The following is a 19156-nucleotide window of genomic DNA, read 5'->3' as shown; positions in this document are numbered from 1 at the left end:
TTGCTACATAAGTTCGTGGGTGAAGCCGGACTAAATAACCACGGCTGTAGCATGATGTCGTCGGTGATCTGCTGCTTGTGTCATGTAACCTCGCGCCACCGGCTGCACTCATTTCAGCTAGCGTGGAGTGCAGATAACGACGTTGAACCTTGCAGGCTGGCTCCGCATTTGCGGGCAACGCAATTCACCGAATCACGCAGAAAGGTTGTAGCTAGATGACGCAGAAAAAAACCCGATGCACGCGGCTGGCACTGGCAGCATGCCTGGCTGCAAGCGTGATGGTGTGCGGCATGACGCAGGTCTCGGCCGCAGCGCCGGCTTCGACGCCAACGCCAACGCCAACAAAGTCCCTTGCTCCGTCCAGTGAAGCCTATCGGCCAGGGCAGCAATGGATCGTTCCGGGCGAGTGGCAGTTCACTATCGATGCCGTTCGCCCGGCCAAGGTGAACATCCATGACGATGGCGGTGGGTCCTGGCGGCCTACGCAAGTGCTGCTGGTGAGTTACAGCTACAGGAACATCGGGTTCGATGACAGCGCCAACGACAAGGGTGGCGGGCCGTCGACGCTGGCGTTTTCAAAAGCCCATATCGATGTGGTCGATGCCAACGATGCTGACAACGGCGGCGCAGGCAATTACCCGGTGCACCTCAACCTCGTGCAAGACGCCGACGGCCAGAAGATCGGCCAGCAGATGGTCGGCGCGCAGTGGCCGTATGCCTTCCGGAAAAAGCCCAAGGCAGTCAAGGTGGTGGTGAGTCACTACGACTCCAGGCTGCAACTGCAGCAAGCGACCTTCATCGTCCCGGTCGATACCACGCGGCAATCGTCCCCGCATGCGAAGCGGCACGTTCGCCATAGCTGATTGCAGTCTGTCGGTGAACTGCCTGGCAGGGCGCTCCCGCAACAGCGCGCGCGCGTCCATTCGCTGGCGTATCCAACGGCACCGGGCCGACGCGAGTCGGCAACGGTGTGACATCGACGGGCCCCGATGGCAGATCTGCCGCAACGGACGGCAAGCTGAGCGAGGTGGCGCAAAGGTTTCATCGCCGGATGCAAACCGGTATGTTTCCGTAGGCGCGTGATGGTGCGTTGCACTATGCGATGCCGCACGCGCGCACCGTTTCTTCTTCCGGGTTTTCCATGCATTCGATCGATGTCGTCCTCGCCATGTTGCTGGCGGTCGCGGCCAGCGGTTATCTGATCCGCATCCTGCCGTTCTCGTTGCCCCTGCCGTTGGTCCAGATTGCGCTTGGCGCGGTGGTTTCGGGTGTGTTCGATGCCGGGCACGAACTGGAACCGGAGCTGTTCTTCCTATTGTTCCTGCCGCCGCTGCTGTTCCTGGATGGCTGGCGCATTCCCAAACAAGGCCTGTTCCGCGACAAGGCGGCCATCCTCGAGCTGGCGTTGGGTCTGGTGGTGTTCACCGTGATCGGTGCGGGCCTGCTGATCCATTGGCTAATCCCGGCGATGCCGCTGGCAGTGGCCTTCGCGCTGGCGGCGATCATCTCGCCGACCGATCCGGTGGCGGTGTCCTCGATCGCCTCCAAGGTGTCGATCCCCAAGCGGCTGATGCACATCCTGGAAGGCGAGTCCCTGCTCAACGATGCTTCCGGGCTGGTGTGCTTCCAGTTCGCGGTGGCCGCGGTGCTGACCGGCAGCTTCTCGCTCGCCACCGCCTCGCTGACCTTCCTGTGGGTGGCATTGGCCGGCTTGGCGCTGGGCGTGGCCACCACGTTTGGCCTGAGCCGCATCCAGGCCTGGATCTGGCGCCACTTCGGCGAGGAGCCGGGTTCGGCGATCCTGGTCAACCTGCTGACCCCGTTCGCGGCCTATCTGCTGGCCGAGGCCTTCCATGCCTCCGGCATCCTGGCCGCAGTGGCCGCCGGCGTCACCATGAGCTACGTGGAAATGGCCGGTAACGCGCCGGGCAATATGCGGCTGCAGCGCTCGGCGGTGTGGGACACGGTGCAGTTCACCTTCAATGGCATCATCTTCGTGCTGCTCGGCGAACAGTTGCCGGGCATCCTGGACGGGGCGGTGCGCAGCGTGCAGGAGGCCGGGCACCTCAATCCGTGGTGGCTGGCGGTGTACGTGGCCACCATCAGCGCCAGCCTGATGGCGTTGCGCTTCGTGTGGGTGTTCCTGTCGCTGCGCTGGAACATCTTCAAGGCGCAGTGGCGCGGCGAGCAGCATGTCAGCCCGCCGTGGCGCATCGTGGTGGCGGTCTCGCTGGCCGGCGTGCGCGGTGCGATCACCCTGGCCGGCGTGCTCACGCTGCCGTTGATGCTGGAAGACGGCTCGCCGTTTCCGGCCCGCCAGCTGGCGATCTTCCTGGCCGCCTCGGTGATCCTGGTGTCGCTGCTGGTGGCCAGCGTGGCCTTGCCGCGGCTGCTGCGCGGGCTGGAATTGCCCGAGGAGGAAGACGAGCAGCTCAAGGAAGACCTGGCGGTGAAGGCGGCCTCGCAGGCGGCGCTGGAAGCGGTGGAAAAACTGCGTCAGCGGCTGGTGGACGGTAGCAAGCATGCCGAGCGCTACAACGCCGCCGCCAATCAGGTCAGCCAGCGTTATCAGCGCAAGCTCGGCGCGGTGGACATGGCCGAGACCGATCCGGAAGAGGCCGGCGCCTACGAACAGGCGCTGCGCCAGTTCCGCCATGCCGCGCTGGTGGCCGAGCGCAACGAGCTGTTCAAGCTGGCCAGGCGCCGCGAGATTTCCGACGACCTGTCGCGCCGGCTGGTGCGCAATCTGGACCTGATCGAGTCGCGCAAGCGCGCGTGAGCGCGCGGGAATCGGGAGTGGGGAATCGCAGGAGCAGCAGCGGTTGCCGTGTTCGGGTAGGAGCGCACCTGGGCGCGATGGGGCGTTGGCGGGAAAGCCCCATCGCGCTCAGGCGCGCTCCTACGGAGATGCGCCGACTAACGGACGCAGCAGGCGTGCGCGGTCCAGTTCGCTGAGGCTTCCCGGCGCGCGCCGGAAGACACCATTCCATCCGCACTTCTCCCATCTTCATGGCGCACGGCCTACCCTGTGCGGCTGATCGCTCCAGTGCAGAAGACATGACTCCAATCGTTTCCATCCAGGGATTGAGCAAGACCTACGCTGGCGGTTTTCAGGCGCTCAAGCAGGTAGACCTTCAGATCCGGCGCGGCGAGATCTTCGCGCTGCTCGGTCCCAACGGCGCCGGCAAGACCACGCTGATCAGCATCATTTGCGGGCTGATCAACCCCAGCACCGGCACCGTGCTGGCCGATGGCCACGACATCGTGCGCGACTACCGCGCCGCGCGTGCCAGCATCGGCCTGGTGCCGCAGGAGCTGGCCACCGACGCGTTCGAAACCGTGTGGGCCACCGTGCGCTTCAGTCGCGGGCTGTTCGGCAAGCCGGCCAATGCGGCGTATCTGGAAACGGTGCTGCGCGAGCTCTCGCTGTGGGACAAGCGCCACAACAAGATTTCCACGCTGTCCGGCGGCATGAAGCGGCGCGTGCTGATCGCCAAGGCGCTGGCGCACGAGCCGCGCATCCTGTTTCTGGACGAACCCACCGCAGGCGTGGACGTGGAGCTGCGTCACGACATGTGGCAGATGGTGCGCAGGCTGCGCGAGCAGGGCACCACGGTGATCCTGACCACCCATTACATCGAGGAAGCCGAAGACATGGCCGACCGGGTCGGGGTGATCAATCGCGGCGAGCTGGTGCTGGTGGAAGACAAGCACACGCTGATGCGCAAGCTCGGCAAGAAGCAGCTCACGCTGAGCCTGCAGGCACCGCTGCAGGCCATCCCGGCCGCGCTGGCCGATCTGCCGCTGGAGCTGTCGGCCGACGGCAACAGCCTGGTCTACACCTTCGACACCCAGGCCGAGCAGACCGGTATCGGTGCGTTGCTGCGGCGGCTCAACGAGCAGGGCATCGATTTCAAGGACCTGCATTCCAGCGAGAGTTCGCTGGAGGAGATCTTCGTCAACCTGGTGCATGGCGCCCGCAACGTGGAGGTGCGCGCATGAACCGGCATGCGATTGCGGCGATCTACCGCTTTGAAATGGCGCGCGCCTTCCGCACGCTGACCCAGTCGATCGCCTCGCCGGTATTGTCGACCTCGCTGTATTTCGTGGTGTTCGGCGCGGCGATCGGCTCGCGCATGGGCGACATCGACGGCGTCAGCTACGGGGCCTTCATCATTCCCGGGCTGGTGATGCTGTCCCTGCTCAACGAGAGCATTTCCAACGCCTCGTTCGGCATCTACATGCCGCGCTGGGCCGGCACCATCTACGAGGTGCTGTCGGCGCCGGTGGCCTGGTGGGAGATCGTGATCGGCTATGTGGGCGCGGCGGCCACCAAGTCGGTGTTGCTGGGCTTGCTGATCCTGCTCACCGCGCGGCTGTTCGTGCCTTACGAGATCGCGCATCCGCTGTGGATGCTGGGCTTTCTGGTGCTCACCGCGCTGACCTTCAGCCTGTTCGGTTTCATCATCGGCATCTGGGCCGACGGCTTCGAAAAACTGCAGGTGATCCCGCTGATGGTGGTGACGCCGCTGACCTTCCTGGGCGGCAGTTTCTACTCGATCAACATGCTGCCGCCGTTGTGGCAGAAGGTCACCCTGTTCAACCCGGTGGTGTACCTGATCAGCGGGTTCCGCTGGAGTTTCTACGGCAAGGCCGACGTGCACATCGCGGTGAGCACCGGCATGACCTTCCTGTTCCTGCTGGTGTGCCTGGGCGTGGTGGCGGCGATCTTCCGCAGTGGTTATCGGCTCAAGGCGTGAGTGGTGACGGTATTGGTTTGGTCGGCCGCATCCTGGTGGATGCCGCCGGCAGTCCAGGTCGACGCTGACTGGGGCGAGTGCGCGGCGCCCTCGCTGCTCGCGGGACGCGCCGTGAATCCGGCCCTGGGGGCTCGGTGGCGGCATCCACGCCGTCCCACGGTCTCGCAATTGGCGAGGGCGCCACTCCAGAGAGTTGCTCGGTGTTGAAAACCATGCACACCGATATTCCTGGCTGGTCTTTGCCCACGCACCGTCGCCGGACCTGACGCGGCATGGATGCGGCGTCAGCGCTTATGCAAGGACGTACTTGCAGCGTGCCCCGCGAGGGTGGGCGGGCCTGGGCCCTGCAGCCACGGCGCAGGGCAGCCGGCCTGCAGTAGCCCGGCGTGACGTGGTGGTGTCAGCCGCTCTTATTCGGCAGCCGGCTTGGCGTCGCTCTTGGTGTCCAGGAAGTAGGCCACCACCTCGCCCTTGATCTTCATCGTCATCGGGTTGCCGCGACGGTCGCGGGCCTTGCCGACCTGCACCTTGATCCAGCCTTCGCTGACCGAATACTCCTCCACGTTGTCGCGTTCGACACCGTTGAAGCGCACGCCGACGCCGCGGCCGAGCGCATCGGCATTGTGGAACGGGCTGCGTGCATCGATGGCCAGATGATCGGGAGGGGTATCGCTCATGGGAAAGGCGTCATGGCGGCCGGGATGGCCGTCTTCGGCCGCACAGGATACGGGCCCGCGCCGCGAAGATCAGCCCCGGCGCTGCCTGCGCACGCGCCGGGCGGTTTGCTTGCGCCCCGCCAGGCCTCACACTTCACGCCTGCACTCCTGGAACCAGACCGCCATGCCCGATAACAGCGCCGATTACGAAGACGACGAAGGCCTGCAGCCCGAAGGCGACGAAGACGATGTCGACGACCACCCGGCGCGGGTGTGGAATCTGCTGGTGCTGATCAATCCCGGCGACGAAGACACCGCCCTGGGCCAGTTCGATACCTGGCGCGAGGCGCAGGCCGACCTGGACGACGACGAGGGCGACGATGCCTGGTTGTGGGCCTTGAAGGATGCGATCGACTGGCGCTCGGGCTTTTTCGTGGACTGGAAGGACACTGACGCGTTCATTGCCGCCATCGACGAACTCAGCGCGCGCTGGAACCTGCGCATCGACTGGGGCGGCGACCTGGATGACGAGGAGTTTTCCAGCGATCTGAGTGTGCCCGACCTGATGGCGGTGGCCTTCGATCGTCTGCGCGAGCACGGCTACTCGCTGTGGAACTGGAACACCGGCGGCGACGCTTATGCCGGCTGGATCGCGCTCAGCCGCGACGACGACGCCATGCTGGCGCTGACCTCGCTGTTGGGGGTGGAAGTGCGGCTGGGGAATGAGGCGTTCTGAGGGGCCGGGATTCGGGAATTGGGATTCGGGAATCGTAGGAGCGATCTGTGGGTGTGGTTGTGCCGAGCCGCGGCGGTGCGTGCTGCTGCGGCAGCACGCCAAGCGCCTGGTGGCCACTAGGGTCTGCCGCGCAGGCATGGTCCACGGCACAGCGATTGCCACGTAGGAGCGTGCCTGCGCGCGACGGGCATTACCGGGACGGCTCCTCGCGCTCGGGCGCGCTCCTACAACGGCGTGCTGCCATCATGCAGAGGCGTGCCGTCATCATGGGTGTTGTAAGTTGCATGCCTCCAGGCCGGTATGCATGCACGGCCCAGCGATTGCCGCGTAGGAGCGTGCCTGCGCGCGACGGGCGTTACCGGGACGGCTCCTCGCGCTCGGGCGCGCTCCTACAACGGCGCGCCGCCGATCAGCCCGCGGCCATCGCCGTTACGAATCCCCAATCCCGACTCCTCCAATCCCCGCCTCAAGGCACCTCGCCGCGCGCCTGTGCACGCGCGTTGGCGATCAAGGCCTTGAGCAGGGCGCGGTCGGTGTGACGGGAGATCGCAATGGCACCGAGCGCGATCGCTTCGGCGCGTAGCGTTGCGGACACATCGTAATGCGCGCCGCTGAGTTTGTTCTGGAAGGCGCGGCGGGGAATGCCCAGCCGCGCCGCCATCGCATGCAGCTCGTCCAGCGTATCGCCGAGCAGGTGCGCCCAGCGCTGCTCGCGCCACGGATGCACCGCATCGTCGACGTAGACGGCCACCGGCAGGCCCTTAGGCCTTCTTGCCCTTCTTCTTCTTGCCGCCGTCGGTTGCGTCGTCGGCGTCGTCCTGCGACGCGTCGCCTGCGGTGTCGGCAGTAGCGACTTCAGCGGGGGCATCAGCATCGGCATCGGTGTCCGCATCGGCATCTGCCGGGGCATCGCCTGTCTCGGCGTCTGCGTCTGCGTCTGCGTTTTCGGCTTCGCCGTCGTCGCCTTCAGCGTCGCTGTTCTCGAACTCGGACACCAGTGTGGTCAGGTATTCCTCGGCGGTCTTGCCGTCTTCGGCGGCCAGGTCGTCGATCATCTGCTGCAGCTGGGTGGAGTATTCCAGCGAGATGGTCTTGCCTTCCTTCTCCTGCAGATTGGCCAGGTGCTTGAGCATGGCCAGCATCGGCACCGGGTTGTCGGCGCTGCCCATGGTCTGGCCGCCGATCGACAGCAGCCATTCGCTGCCGTTCTGCAAGCCGATCGCAGCGACCACGCGGCCGTCGGCATCCTGCAGCACGGCATGGTTGGCGATCTGCGGCGCCTGGCCCAGACGGACGATCGGGCGCTTGGGTTGGGACTTCTTGCGCTTGTCGCGCTTGGCCTTGGAATTGCGGGACACGGTGTTCTCGACGCTGGGAATGGCCGACCATTCTAGGCGCTTGCGCGTGACCCGGCTCGGGTGCCGCCGCCAGGCCGGTGAAACGCCAGCCGCGCCGGGGGATGCTGCTGTCGGCGCTTCCGGCGTTGCGAAGGCCGCTGACGCCGATATGTCGGACAGGCTGCAGCGGCTGGCACCGCGGGTCTGTCGGAGCGCCAATGCGCGATTTCCGGTCAGGATCCGGCATTCAGGACGACAAGCCCTACAAGCCCGACAAGCCCGACAAGCAGCCCGCAGGGCGACCAGATCCGACATGCGCATCAAGTTTGGCATGCACATCGGATTCGACATGCACGACAACGTGCCGTCTGCCGTAGCCGTAGCTGTAGCTGTAGCTGTAGCTGTAGCTGTAGCCGCAGCCAGCAACCGCCAGGAACACCAAAAACCGCCAGGCAACCTCAGGCCAAGTTCCCGCAGCGGCCGTCAGCGCCGCGCGGGTACTTCGCTGACCGCAGTGCGCGGTGCGGCCACGGCGGCTTCGGCAGCCTTGGCCAGTGCGGTGGCCGAAGCCACCTGGCTGCGCGTGGAGACGCGCGGTGCCGCCGGCGCGGCGCTGGTGACTGGGGGTGCTGCAGCAGGCGGTGTGGCGCTGGCCGCAGCCGCAGGTCCGCCCGCCGGCGCAGCAGCGCTGGGTCCTGCCGCAGGCAGCGCGGCCGGGGTCCCCACCGCGGTGGTGGCGGTTGCTGCGGCACTCAGATCCGGCACATGGGTGTCGGCATCGTGGGTCGGCTTGCCCAGCGCAATGCCCTGGCCGGCGCCGGCCAGCGCGGCCTGTTCGGCATCCTGGGTCATCACCACGATGCTGATGCGGCGGTTGATCGGGTTCTGCGGGTCGGTCTTGTCGAACAGCACCGACGAGGACAGCCCCACCACGCGGGTGACCTTGGCATCGTCCATGCCGCCGCCCACCAGTGCACGGCGCGCGGCGTTGGCGCGGTCGGCGCTGAGTTCCCAGTTGGTGTAACCGGTATCGCTGCTGTAGGCGGTGGTGTCGGTGTGGCCGGTGATGCTGATGTGGTTGGGCACCTGGTTGATGAAGCTGGACAGCTCGCGCAGGATTGCCACGGTGTACGGCTTGAGCTGGTCGCGGCCCATGTCGAACATCGGCCGGTTCTGCTTGTCCACGATCTGGATGCGCAGGCCGTCCGGGGTGAGGTCGAGCAGCAGCTGGTCCTTGAACGGCTCCAGCGCCTGGCTCTTGTCGATGGCCTCTTTCAGGTCCTGCATCAGCGCTTCCAGGCGCTTCTTGTCCCGGGCGCGGCTGTCTTCGTTGGTGTCGGCGGCGTTGTCGCGCTTGCGGCCCATCTCGTCCTTCTGCCCCTTGGCCATGTCGGCGGTGCCGCCGAGCTTGATCATCGAGGTGCTGGCGCCGCCAGGGCCATTCATGCCCGGCGAGGGGGCTGGCGACTTGCCCGACAACGGGCTGGGATTGCGGAAGTATTCCGAGATCGCCGCGCGCTGCTCCTTGGTGGTGGCGGCCATCAGCCACAGCACCAGGAAGAACGCCATCATCGCGGTCACGAAGTCGGCAAACGCCACCTTCCAGGCGCCGCCATGATGGCCGCCGCCCTGCACCTTCTTGACCCGTCGGATGACGACGGTGGATTTGCCCTCGGCCATGACCGCGGTCCTACTTGATCGTCTTCAGGTGCGTTTCGAAATCCGCAAAGCTCGGACGCACGTTGGAGGGCAGCGTCTTGCGCGCAAATTCCAGCGCAATCTTCGGGTTGTAGCCACGCAGGCAGGCCAGCAGCGCGGTCTTGACCGCCTCGTACATGCGCCCGTCCTGCTCGGCGCGCGCTTCCATCGCCGCGGCCAGCGGTGCGACAAAGCCATAGGCCAGCAAAATGCCCAGGAAGGTGCCGACCAGGGCGGCGCCGACGTGGTGGCCGATCTCCTCGATCGGCCCGCCGATCGAGCCCATGGTGATCACGATGCCGAGCACGGCCGCCACGATGCCGAAGCCGGGCAGGCCGTCGGACACCTTGCTCAGCGCATGCGAGGGCGCCAGCGCTTCGTGGTGATGTTTTTCCAGCTCCAGCTCGAGCAACGGCTCCAGCTCGTGCGGCTCGATATTGCTGCCGATCATCAGGCGCAGGCAGTCGGTGATGAAGTCCAGCAGGTGATGGTCGGCGACCACCTTGGGGTAGTTGCCGAAGATGGTGCTGTCCTGCGGTTTTTCGACGTGATCTTCCAGCGCCATGAAGCCGTCGCGGCGCGCCTTGTTGAGCAGCTCGTAGATCAGGCTCAGCGTGTCCTTGTAGTCGTCGGACTTGTACTGCGGGCCCTTGAACACGCCCAGGATGCTGCTGAAGGTCTCCTTGACGATCTTGCCGGGCGTGCTGACCAGAAACGCGCCGAACGCCGCGCCACCGATGATCATCAGCTCGTACGGCTGCCAGAGCGCGCCCAGCTTGCCGTGCGACAGCACATAGCCGCCGAGGACACTGACGATGACGACGATGAAGCCGATGATGATGAGCATGGCGCAGCCAAAAGCAAACAGGGTTGCTGTTGTTTCGGCTTGCGCGGCGGATTCTTGAAGCGCACGGCGTGAAGGTGTGCGGTGTAACTGAACGATCGCTGGGGGGATCGCTTCTTCACGCGGCAGGTTGCGGCACTGTCGTTGCTAGCGCCAGGTGCGCTCAGGCCGTTCCAGCCCTTGATTGAAGGGCTTTGCGGCACGGCTGCCTGCTGCAAGCAATCCCTGCAACGCTCATCGTGACCTAGCCTTGCTCAGGTGAATCGCGCCTGGCTACAGCGGTGGTTCGACGCCTTGTCGGGGTCGCTGTATTGCGTCGGCGACGCGGCAGCGCCTGCCAGTGGGCGCAGGTGTTGCAGGCAGGCATCCGGCACGGAATCCCTCCGGGCCGGATGCATGTGTCGGCTCAGGCCGGTTGCGTCTCGGCGCCTGCGCGCTGCAAGGGGTTGGGCAGGGCCTGGCCATTTTCGGTAAAGCCCAGCGAGACCGAGTTCAGGCAGTGGCGTTCGCCGGTCGGCGGCGGGCCGTCGGGGAACACGTGGCCCAGGTGGCTGTCGCAGCGCGCGCAGACGATCTCGGTGCGGATCATGCCGTAGCTGGTGTCGCGGATTTCGCGCACATGGGCGGTGTCGTAAGGGGCAAAGAAGCTCGGCCAGCCGGTGCCGGATTCGAACTTGGCGCTGGAGCGGAACAACGGCAACCCGCACAGGCGGCAGGTGTAGACGCCGTCGAGCTTGTTGTCCAGGAACACCCCGCAGAACGGCGCTTCGGTGCCATGGTGCAGCAGCACGCGCTGTTCCTCGTCGCTGAGCCCGGCGATCAGGGCGTCGCGTTGGGCGGGGGAGGGAGGGGTCAGATCGAACTGGCTCATGGGGTTCTCGCATGCGCGCGCTGGCAGGGTGCCGCGCCTGCACCCGTGATGTGGGCGCTGTCGGCGTGGTTCAAGCGTGCTGGGGCACCAAGCCCCTCTCCCGCCGGGGCGCCACGGCACAGCTTGCGCGCCACTGGCGCGCGTGCATTGGTGCGCCTGCGCCGCTGGCGCAGGCCGGGGCACGGGGTGGGGATTGGGGCGAGGGTGCGGCGGCGAAGCCATTAAGCAGTAGTGATTGCCAGGCTTCACGCACCCTCATCCGGCGCTGCGCGCCACATCGTCCCGATGAAAAAAGGAGGTGTTTTTCGCGCCGTGATCATCTGGCGAACGCGTTCATCCCGCAGCCGATCCCGCGTATTGCCGCAACACGCCGGCGCCCCCATCCAGGGAGTACTCCTCGATCAAGCACGGTGTCCGTCATGGCGATTTCTTTTTCAATGCGCGGCCTGCTGCTGTGCGGCCTGCTGGCTGCCGCCAGCGCTGCGGCGGCGCAATCGGCCACCAGCACACGCTCGTCCAATACGCTGCAGCCGATCACCAGCCCGACGCCCGCCCAGCCCACGCTGACCGCGCCGCGCGCAGTGCAGCCCGCGCCGGCCACGGCTCCGGTGCCATCGCAGCTCGGCCAGCGCCCGTCCGCGCCCACCATCCCGACCCGTGGCCCGGCCCAAACGCCGGTGGCGCCGGCCGGCAGCCAGGTTGCGCCGGCCAGCGCGCCGATGGTCTACGACCGCAATGGCCGCTTGCTGCACGGCATGCAGCCGGCCGGCGCCAACCGGGTGCTGGATACCAAGACCGGGCGCTATTACGACGCGGTCCCGGCCGGCGACGGCATGCGCGTGGTGCGCTGACCCGCGCTGTTACCAATCCCCAATTCCGACTCCCAAATCTCAGCCCTCGATCGGCAACGCCAGGGTCTCCTTGACCTCTTCCATCACGATGTAGCTCTTGGACTCGCGCACATGCGGCATGGTCAGCAAGGTGCTGCCGAGCAGCTTGCGATAGGAGGCCATCTCGCTGATGCGCGCCTTGAGCAGGTAGTCGAAATCGCCCGAGACCAGATGGCATTCCAGCACGTTGGGCAGCTTGAGCGCGGCGCGCCGGAACTCCTCGAAGATGTCGCCGGACTTGTAGGCCAGACTGATTTCCACGAACACCAGCAGGCTGGCCTTGAGATAGTGCGGGTCCAGCCGCGCGTAGTAGCCGGTGATGGCGCCATCGCGCTCCAGCCGGCGCACGCGCTCGGTGCAGGGCGTGGTCGACAGGCCCACCCGCTCGCCCAGTTCGGTAAAGGAAATCCGCCCCTCCTGCTGCAGGATGCGCAGAATCTTGCGGTCGATCTTGTCCAGCTCGCGGGTGCGGGTCGTCATCAGGTCTGTCTCTGCAGGGTTTGACAGGAGGATTCACTGCCAAGGCGGGCCGATTCCAGAAATGGCACTGCCTGGCTCGCAATATACTGCGTCTAACTGTCCCCCTCGGCGCCTGGTTGTGGGGGAATACCCTTTTCAGGAGAACGACATGCGGGTGCTCATTCTCGGTAGTGGCGTCATCGGCACCACCACGGCCTGGTATCTGGCACAGGCCGGTTGCGAGGTCACCGTGGTCGACCGCCAGCCGGCGGCGGCGCTGGAAACCAGCTACGCCAATGCCGGCCAGCTGTCGTTCGGCTACACCTCGCCGTGGGCCGCGCCCGGTGTGCCCGGCAAGGCGGTGAAGTGGCTGTTCGAGCAGCATGCACCGCTGTCGATCCGGCCCACCCGCGACCTGCGTCAGCTGGCCTGGCTCAGCCAGATGCTGCGCAACTGCACTGCCGAGCGCTATGCGGTGAACAAGGCGCGCATGGTGCGCATGTCCGACTACAGCCGCGATTGCCTGAACGCATTGCGTGCCAGCACCGGCATCGAGTTCGAAGGCCGCCAGCTCGGTACCACCCAGCTGTTTCGCACCCAGCAGCAACTGGATGCCGCCGCGCAGGACATCGAGGTGCTGGCCCAGTACGGCGTGCCCTACGAGCTGCTGACCCCGGCGCAGATCGCCCAGTTCGAACCGGGCCTGGCCGGCGGTGGCGCGCAGATGGCCGGCGCCCTGCGCCTGCCCGAGGACCAGACCGGCGACTGCCGGCTGTTCACCCAGCGCCTGGCCGAACTGGCCGCGCAGGCGGGGGTGGAGTTCCGCTACGGGCAGCAGGTCGAGCATCTGCAGCACGCAGGCGGGCGCGTCACCGGCGTGCAGATCGATGGCCGTATCGAGACCGCCGACCGCTACGTGCTGGCGCTGGGCAGCTATTCGGCCGACCTGCTGCTCTCGCTCGGCCTGCACCTGCCGGTGTATCCGCTCAAGGGCTATTCGCTGACCATCCCGATCGTGGATGCCGCGCGCGCGCCGACCTCCACGGTGCTGGACGAGAGCTACAAGATCGCGCTGACCCGCTTCGACGACCGTATCCGCGTCGGTGGCATGGCCGAGGTGGCCGGCTTCGACCTGTCGTTGAATCCGCGCCGCCGCGCCACGCTGGAGATGGTGGTCAACGACCTGTTCCCCGGCGCCGGCGATCTGGCCCAGGCCGAGTTCTGGACCGGCCTGCGCCCGGCCACGCCGGACGGCACGCCGGTGGTCGGTGCCACGCCGTATGCCAACCTGTTCCTCAATACCGGCCACGGCACCCTGGGCTGGACCATGGCCTGCGGCTCGGGCCGGTATCTGGCCGACCTGATGCAGGGCCGCACGCCCGACATCGATAGCGAAGGCCTGGACATCTTCCGTTACCTGTCGCCACGCAGCGCCCGCGCGCAGCAGGAGGCCGCGTAGTGCGTCCTGCGCAAGCGTTGATCGACCTGGACGCATTGCGTCACAACTACCGCCTGGCCAAGCGCCTGGGCGGCAGCAAGGCCCTGGCGGTGGTCAAGGCCGATGCCTACGGCCATGGCGCGGTGCGCTGCGCGCAGGCGCTGGACGGCGAGGCCGACGGCTTTGCGGTGGCCTGCATCGAAGAAGCGCTGGAGCTGCGTCAGGCCGGCATCCGTGCGCCGATCCTGCTGCTGGAAGGGTTCTTCGAACACGACGAACTGCGCCTGATTGCCGAGCATGATCTGTGGACGGTGGTGGCCACGCCGCAGCAGGTGCGCGCGCTGGCCGAGTTCCAGAGCCCGCGTCCGTTGCGGGTATGGCTGAAGCTGGACAGCGGCATGCATCGGCTGGGCCTGTCGCCGGAAGACTTTCGTGCGGCGTGGTTGCGTCTGCGCGGGCTGCCGCAGATCGCCTCGCTGGTGTTGATGACCCATCTGGCGCGCGCCGACGAGCTGGAGTGCAGCCGCACCGACGAGCAGGCGGTGGCGTTCGCACTCACTGCAGGCGGCATGCAGGCCGAAACCAGCCTGCGCAATTCGCCCGGCCTGCTCGGCTGGCCGGCGCTGCGTAACGATTGGTCGCGTCCGGGGCTGATGCTGTACGGCGCAAACCCGTTCCCGCAGGACACCGACACCACCGCGCAACTACGCCCGGTGATGACGCTGCGCTCGCGCATCATCTCCGTACGCGAGCTGCCGGCCGGCGAGCCGGTGGGGTACGGCGCCCGCTTCGTCGCCGAGCGGCCCACCCGCGTCGGCGTGGTGGCGGCCGGTTATGCCGACGGCTATCCGCAGTTCGCCCCCAACGGCACCCCGGTGCTGGTGGATGGACAGGTCTGCCCGCTGATCGGGCGTGTGTCGATGGACATGCTGACCGTGGATCTCACCGATCACCCGCAGGCCGACATCGGTTCCAGCGTGCAGCTGTGGGGCGATGCGCCGCGCGTCAGTCCGCTGGCAACGCAGTGCAATGTCAGCGCATATCAACTGCTGTGTGGACTCAAGCGCGTGCCGCGGACGTATGTGGGTGAGGCGGCAGTGGGCGAGGAAGTCACGCGGTGACATGTCCCTTCTCCCATCGGGAGAAGGTGCTCCGAAGGGGCGGATGAGGGGACGTGCGAAGCCACACTTGGAACAACAGGTGGGCTTCGCTCGTACTCTTACCCCAACCCCGCTCCACGCCCCGGCCTGCGCCAGCGGCGCCGGCGTACCAAGGCACGCGCGCCAGTGGCGCGCAAGCTATGCCGTGGCGCCCCGGCGGGAGAGGGGCTTGAAGCAGCAGCTTACAGCCCGGCGGTACTCCGGTCGCCGCGGAACTGCTTGCGCACCCAGTCGTCGATCATCGCTTTTTCGAAGCGCAGCGGATCGCTGTCGGTCAGGCGCGGACCGCTCATCAGAAACGCCGAATCCACCAGCTTGCGTTCGCCCTGGTCGATCACCTGGCCATCGGCGCCGGTCAGCGTGTAGTTGAAGCTCAGGCGCGGCGGGTAGATGTCCTTGACGATGCGCACGTCCTGCATGCGCGGCCCGTGCCAGGGCTCGTACTGGCCGGCGCGGCGGATGTCGGTGATGGTCACGCTCAGGCGCTGGCCGTCGGGCAGCTTGCGCGCGGCGCTCTGCTGGAAATAGGTCGCCAGCTGAGTCACCCAGTCGCCACGCTGCGCTTCCCAGCGGTTGCCGCTGAAGCGCACTTCGGAAAACTGCGCCGGGTCGGTCCAGCGCACATCGACCTTGCCATCGCCGGTCAGCGCGCGTGGCGCCTGCGGGTCGGTGACGTTGCGTACACGTGCCTGCGCGCCGGTTGCCGCGAGCAGTCCTGCCAGCAACAGGCTGGCGCCGCAAAGGCTGGAACGTTTCATGGAAAGTCTCCAAGCGGAAGGTACGTGGACGTACCGGGCGTCCTTGCAGTGTGGGGGCGCGTCTGCCCGCCGGCAATGCTTGCCGCGCAAGGGCTGGCCGGCCATTGCCACGCGGTTAATCCGCAGCGCTGGCGCCATGACGGCGGGTTCACCGCGCCTGCGCCTGCGCTTCACGGCGCAGCCCGGAAGATCGCCAGCATGGACACCCACTCTTTCCGCACAAAGTCAGCCTCTTCGGCGCCGGCACACCTGCCGTCGGACGTGCGCCTGCAGTTCATCGACTGGGCGAAACAACACGGCCACAACCCCGCCACCGGGGCCGCCGCCTTCGTCGCCCTGCAAAGCGATGTGGATCTGGACCTGGCGACCCGCGCGCTGCGGATGGAACCGGGAGCCTCGCCGCGCGATGCCTTGCGCGAACACCTGGCCGCGCTGGCGCGCCAGGGCGATGTGGCGGTGCAGTTCCCGCCGGTCTACGCCTACACCGCCGCCAACGGGCTTGAGTACCGCTACTCGCTGATGCTGGTGATCGCCGAGGATTGCGTCGAGTGGACCGGGCGGGTCTGGCAGGACCTGGATTACCAGGGAATGCTCACCGGCCGGGGTCAGGGCCCGCGCGCCAACTACACCCAACTGGCGCGGATGGCGCTGGAACACGAGCTTGATCAGGAGCGCCCCCGTTATGTCCAGGCATGAACTCGAATTGCAGTTGCCGCTGGGCGCACAGGTCGCCACCGGCGAGGATGGTTTCAGCGAGCGCTGCCGCAGCGAATGCGCCAAACTCGGCCTGTCGCGGGTGCGGCTGCTGTTGCTGGACGCCGAGTACGCGCGTTCCACCGCCTGGCGCGAAGAAGCGCAGCGCTGGATGGACGAGCAGTTGCGCCGCGAAGGCGAGTGGGTGTTTCGCGGCGTGATCGCCGGGATCGTGGTGCTGGCGGCGTGCATCGCGCTGTGCGCGGCGCTGCTGTGGTGATCCCTGGGGAGCCGGCGGCACGCGCGTGAACCGGGTCGGCCGGCTGTGCACCCGCTGACGACACCGGGCGTGGTTTCATCTGCCCGTCATCCGCCCTGGCACCACCCCTGGATCCCGATTTGAGCACCTCGACCACCAGCCCCGATCTGGCCACCAGCCACCCGGCAGCCCTCGCCGAGCCCTTCCTCGACCCGGGGATGTATCACGAGATCTTCCATAATCTGGACGCGGGGTTCTGCGTCATCGATATGGTGTTCGATGGCGACAAGGCCGTCGATTACGTGATCCGGATGACCAATGGCGCGTTCGAGCGCTACACCGGTCTTTCCAATGTATTGAACGTGTCCATTCGCGGCATGCTGGTCGATCACGAACAGGAATGGTTCGACCGCTACGGCCATGTCGCCCGCACCGGTAACCGCATCCACTTCGAAATGCAGGCCAAGGCATTGCGTCGCTGGTATTCGGTGGACGCGTTCCGGGTCGGGCAGCCGGAGCAGGCGCGGGTGGCGGTGTTGTTCATGGACATCACCGAGCGCAAGCGGGTGGAGCGTGAGCTGGCCGAGAGCGAGGCACGTTTCAGCGCCCTGGCCGATGGCTTGCCGATGCCGGTCTGGGTACTGGACGCGCAAGGCGTGGTGCGCTTCGTCAACAGTGCCTATGGCGAATTTTTCGGCATCGATATTTCCAGCGGCACGGTGTCGGCCTGGAGCGAGTTGCTGCATCCGGACGACCTGTCGATCTTCCAGTTCGAACTGGCCACCGCATTGGAAGAACAGCGCGGCCTGCATGCACTGGTGCGTGCGCGCCGCCACGACGGGCATTGGCGCTGGATCGAAATGACCGCCACGCCGCGCTACTCGGCCGACGGGCGCTTCATCGGCCTGGCAGGCAGCAGCCCGGACGTGACCGAACAACGCGAGATCGAACTGGCGCGCGAACAGCTGCTCGAATCCGAGCGCAGCGCACGCAACGAAGCCGAGAGCATGGCGCGGCTGAAGGACGAGTTCCTGGCCACCTTGTCGCACGAATTGCGCACGCCGCTGACCACCATCCTGGGCTGGAGCGAGCTGCTGCTGCAGCGGGTCGAGGAAGGTCATCCCAATTACAAGGGCCTGTCGGTGATCGCCAGCAGTGCCCGTGCGCAGAAACGCCTGATCTCGGACATGCTCGACCTCAGCAGCATGCTGCTGGGCAAGGTGCAGTTGGAGGTCGAGTCGCTGGATCTGGTCGAACAGGTGCGCGAGGCCCTGAACACCCAGGAGCTGGCTGCCGAGGGCAAGGACCAGGTGCTGGAAGTGCATGCCCCGTCCACGCCGTGCCTGGTGCTGGGCGATGCCACGCGGCTGCAGCAGGTGCTGTGGAATCTGCTGTCCAATGCGATCAAGTTCACCCCGGCGCATGGCCGCATCGACGTTACCATCGAACGCGACGACGGCCACCTGCTGGTCGCGATACGCGATTCGGGCGACGGCATCGCAGCGGAATTCCTGCCGCATCTGTTCGGCCGCTTCCGCCAGGCCGATGGCACCACCACGCGCCAGCATGGTGGGCTGGGCCTGGGCCTGGCGATCGTGCAGCAGCTGGTGGAAATGCATGGCGGCCAGGTCAGCGCCACCAGCGGCGGTCGCGGCAAGGGCGCCACCTTCACCGTGCGCCTGCCGGAGCATATTCCCGATCAGGCCAGGCGTCCGCGGCGCGAGCTGCGCCGGCGCTTGATGTCCGAACAGATCATCGAAGCGCGCGCGCTTAATGGCTTGCGCCTGCTGGCGGTGGAAGACCAGCCGGACATGCTCGATTACCTGCGCCGCCTGCTGGAAGAGCAGGGCGCCGAAGTGGTCACCGCCGGCAGCGCCACCGATGCGCTGGCATTGATCGATCACCGCGGCCATGCACGCTTCGACCTGATGCTGACCGACATCGGCATGCCGGGCATGGACGGCTACGGGCTGATCCGCACCGTGCGCGAGAACATGGGGCTGGACGCGGCGGCACTGCCGGCCGTGGCAGTGACCGCGCTGGCACGCGACGACGATCGCAAGCGCGCGCTGGACTCCGGTTTCCAGGAGCATCTGGCCAAGCCCTACAGCGTCGCCCAACTGGTCACCGCAGTGCGCGCCGCGCGCGAATCGGTGGAGTGAAAGGGCAGGCGGCGCCGATGTCGCGCCGCCGCTCCGGCTGACAGGCAACAGATGATAGAGGCTGTTTGCTGCCTCTTTCACGGCCGATGGCCTAGCGTGGTGCACTCCCTCGATGGAGATGACGCCATGTCCAGATACGCCCCGCATGTCTATTCGGAACAAGTGCAGATCGCCACGCTCGAACACTGGGTGTCGCTGCTTGGTGGCCAGGAGCGCGTGCGCGTCGAGCTCGACGACGGCAGCATGATCAGCGGCACCGTCGCCGTGCGCCCGAGCATCCAGACCTATCTGGACGACCAGCAGCGCGAAGGCCTCAATGGCCAGCTGCGCATCGACCAGCTGGATGCCGCGCAGGAGCCGCACTGGATCTGGATGGACCGCATCGTGGCAGTGCACCCCTTGCCGCTGGGCAGCGACCCGCAAGCCGCTCCCTGA

The 19156-nt window shown here is 66.6% G+C and carries 20 protein-coding genes; 12 read left to right on the top strand and 8 right to left on the bottom strand.

Translation table 11 applies throughout. The features are described 5' to 3' along the window. The first annotated feature begins 290 nt into the window (after positions 1–290). The 4 genes from AC1PLS_RS17915 (at position 291) to AC1PLS_RS17900 (ending at position 4760) form a co-directional block, all read left to right on the top strand. Entirely contained in the window at positions 291–863 is a 573-nt protein-coding gene (locus AC1PLS_RS17915; protein ID WP_260300137.1) for a hypothetical protein, read from the top strand. Between the two features lie 278 nt (positions 864–1141). After that, the gene (locus AC1PLS_RS17910) at positions 1142–2779 is read left to right on the top strand and encodes a Na+/H+ antiporter (protein ID WP_016900897.1); all 1638 of its coding nucleotides are present in this window, start codon (positions 1142–1144) and stop codon (positions 2777–2779) included. A 278-nt stretch (positions 2780–3057) separates the two neighbouring features. Further along, a complete protein-coding gene (locus AC1PLS_RS17905) occupies positions 3058–4002 on the top strand; it encodes an ABC transporter ATP-binding protein (protein WP_054593062.1) in 945 nt (314 codons plus the stop codon). Further along, a complete protein-coding gene (locus AC1PLS_RS17900; RefSeq protein ID WP_054593061.1) occupies positions 3999–4760 on the top strand; it encodes an ABC transporter permease in 762 nt (253 codons plus the stop codon). The genes AC1PLS_RS17905 and AC1PLS_RS17900 overlap by 4 nt, the downstream gene beginning before the upstream one ends. A 410-nt stretch (positions 4761–5170) precedes the next feature. On the opposite strand, the gene AC1PLS_RS17895 is transcribed toward AC1PLS_RS17900, so the two are convergent. Beyond that, a complete protein-coding gene (locus AC1PLS_RS17895) occupies positions 5171–5437 on the bottom strand; it encodes a DUF3297 family protein (RefSeq protein ID WP_046344507.1) in 267 nt (88 codons plus the stop codon). Positions 5438–5600: 163 nt separating this feature from the next. On the opposite strand from AC1PLS_RS17895, the gene AC1PLS_RS17890 reads away from it, so the two are divergent. Then, positions 5601–6152, top strand: coding sequence for a DUF6630 family protein (locus tag AC1PLS_RS17890; RefSeq protein ID WP_024940705.1), 552 nt, complete (start codon positions 5601–5603; stop codon positions 6150–6152). Between the two features lie 466 nt (positions 6153–6618). Here the strand turns inward: AC1PLS_RS17890 and AC1PLS_RS17885 are convergent, their stop codons facing one another. From AC1PLS_RS17885 to msrB, 5 genes are all read right to left on the bottom strand, one after another. Beyond that, complete coding sequence (locus tag AC1PLS_RS17885) at positions 6619–6903, bottom strand: DUF4031 domain-containing protein (RefSeq protein ID WP_016900892.1); 285 nt, start codon at positions 6901–6903, stop codon at positions 6619–6621. A 10-nt stretch (positions 6904–6913) separates the two neighbouring features. Continuing rightward, complete coding sequence (locus AC1PLS_RS17880) at positions 6914–7510, bottom strand: hypothetical protein (protein WP_481103911.1); 597 nt, start codon at positions 7508–7510, stop codon at positions 6914–6916. Between the two features lie 462 nt (positions 7511–7972). Then, complete coding sequence (gene motB / locus AC1PLS_RS17875) at positions 7973–9169, bottom strand: flagellar motor protein MotB (protein ID WP_167763641.1); 1197 nt, start codon at positions 9167–9169, stop codon at positions 7973–7975. Positions 9170–9179: 10 nt separating this feature from the next. Continuing rightward, the gene (motA, locus tag AC1PLS_RS17870) at positions 9180–10034 is read right to left on the bottom strand and encodes a flagellar motor stator protein MotA (protein WP_024940287.1); all 855 of its coding nucleotides are present in this window, start codon (positions 10032–10034) and stop codon (positions 9180–9182) included. Positions 10035–10437: 403 nt separating this feature from the next. Further along, positions 10438–10902: a peptide-methionine (R)-S-oxide reductase MsrB gene (gene msrB / locus AC1PLS_RS17865; RefSeq protein WP_046344500.1), complete on the bottom strand. Its 465-nt coding sequence runs from the start codon at positions 10900–10902 to the stop codon at positions 10438–10440. A 419-nt stretch (positions 10903–11321) separates the two neighbouring features. On the opposite strand from msrB, the gene AC1PLS_RS17860 reads away from it, so the two are divergent. Continuing rightward, the gene (locus AC1PLS_RS17860; RefSeq protein ID WP_481103910.1) at positions 11322–11753 is read left to right on the top strand and encodes a hypothetical protein; all 432 of its coding nucleotides are present in this window, start codon (positions 11322–11324) and stop codon (positions 11751–11753) included. Between the two features lie 39 nt (positions 11754–11792). Here AC1PLS_RS17860 and AC1PLS_RS17855 read toward each other — a convergent pair whose 3' ends face one another. Beyond that, entirely contained in the window at positions 11793–12272 is a 480-nt protein-coding gene (locus tag AC1PLS_RS17855; protein WP_024940284.1) for an Lrp/AsnC ligand binding domain-containing protein, read from the bottom strand. A gap of 148 nt (positions 12273–12420) precedes the next feature. Here AC1PLS_RS17855 and AC1PLS_RS17850 point away from each other — a divergent pair, with 148 nt between their 5' ends. Both AC1PLS_RS17850 and alr read left to right on the top strand, forming a co-directional pair. After that, positions 12421–13710: a D-amino acid dehydrogenase gene (locus tag AC1PLS_RS17850; protein ID WP_102251195.1), complete on the top strand. Its 1290-nt coding sequence runs from the start codon at positions 12421–12423 to the stop codon at positions 13708–13710. Next, positions 13710–14810, top strand: coding sequence for an alanine racemase (gene alr / locus AC1PLS_RS17845; RefSeq protein ID WP_481103909.1), 1101 nt, complete (start codon positions 13710–13712; stop codon positions 14808–14810). The genes AC1PLS_RS17850 and alr overlap by 1 nt, the downstream gene beginning before the upstream one ends. Positions 14811–15031: 221 nt before the next feature. On the opposite strand, the gene AC1PLS_RS17840 is transcribed toward alr, so the two are convergent. Then, positions 15032–15607 (bottom strand): DUF3016 domain-containing protein, encoded by a 576-nt coding sequence (locus AC1PLS_RS17840; protein ID WP_024940281.1) that lies wholly within the window; start codon positions 15605–15607, stop codon positions 15032–15034. A 249-nt stretch (positions 15608–15856) separates the two neighbouring features. On the opposite strand from AC1PLS_RS17840, the gene AC1PLS_RS17835 reads away from it, so the two are divergent. The 4 genes from AC1PLS_RS17835 (at position 15857) to AC1PLS_RS17820 (ending at position 19156) form a co-directional block, all read left to right on the top strand. Continuing rightward, positions 15857–16303, top strand: a complete 447-nt coding sequence (locus AC1PLS_RS17835) for a hypothetical protein (protein WP_180970435.1) — start codon at positions 15857–15859, stop codon at positions 16301–16303. Continuing rightward, a complete protein-coding gene (locus tag AC1PLS_RS17830; protein WP_016903448.1) occupies positions 16290–16580 on the top strand; it encodes a hypothetical protein in 291 nt (96 codons plus the stop codon). Before AC1PLS_RS17835 ends, AC1PLS_RS17830 begins: the two co-directional genes overlap by 14 nt. A 107-nt stretch (positions 16581–16687) precedes the next feature. Continuing rightward, positions 16688–18721, top strand: a complete 2034-nt coding sequence (locus AC1PLS_RS17825) for a hybrid sensor histidine kinase/response regulator (RefSeq protein WP_481104518.1) — start codon at positions 16688–16690, stop codon at positions 18719–18721. A gap of 126 nt (positions 18722–18847) precedes the next feature. Next, positions 18848–19156: a DUF3247 family protein gene (locus AC1PLS_RS17820; RefSeq protein WP_016903450.1), complete on the top strand. Its 309-nt coding sequence runs from the start codon at positions 18848–18850 to the stop codon at positions 19154–19156.

This window comes from Xanthomonas sp. NCPPB 3218 (assembly GCF_056725185.1).
The sequence above is the reverse complement of the archived record's forward strand: the minus strand, read 5'-3'. Positions and strand labels throughout refer to the sequence as shown.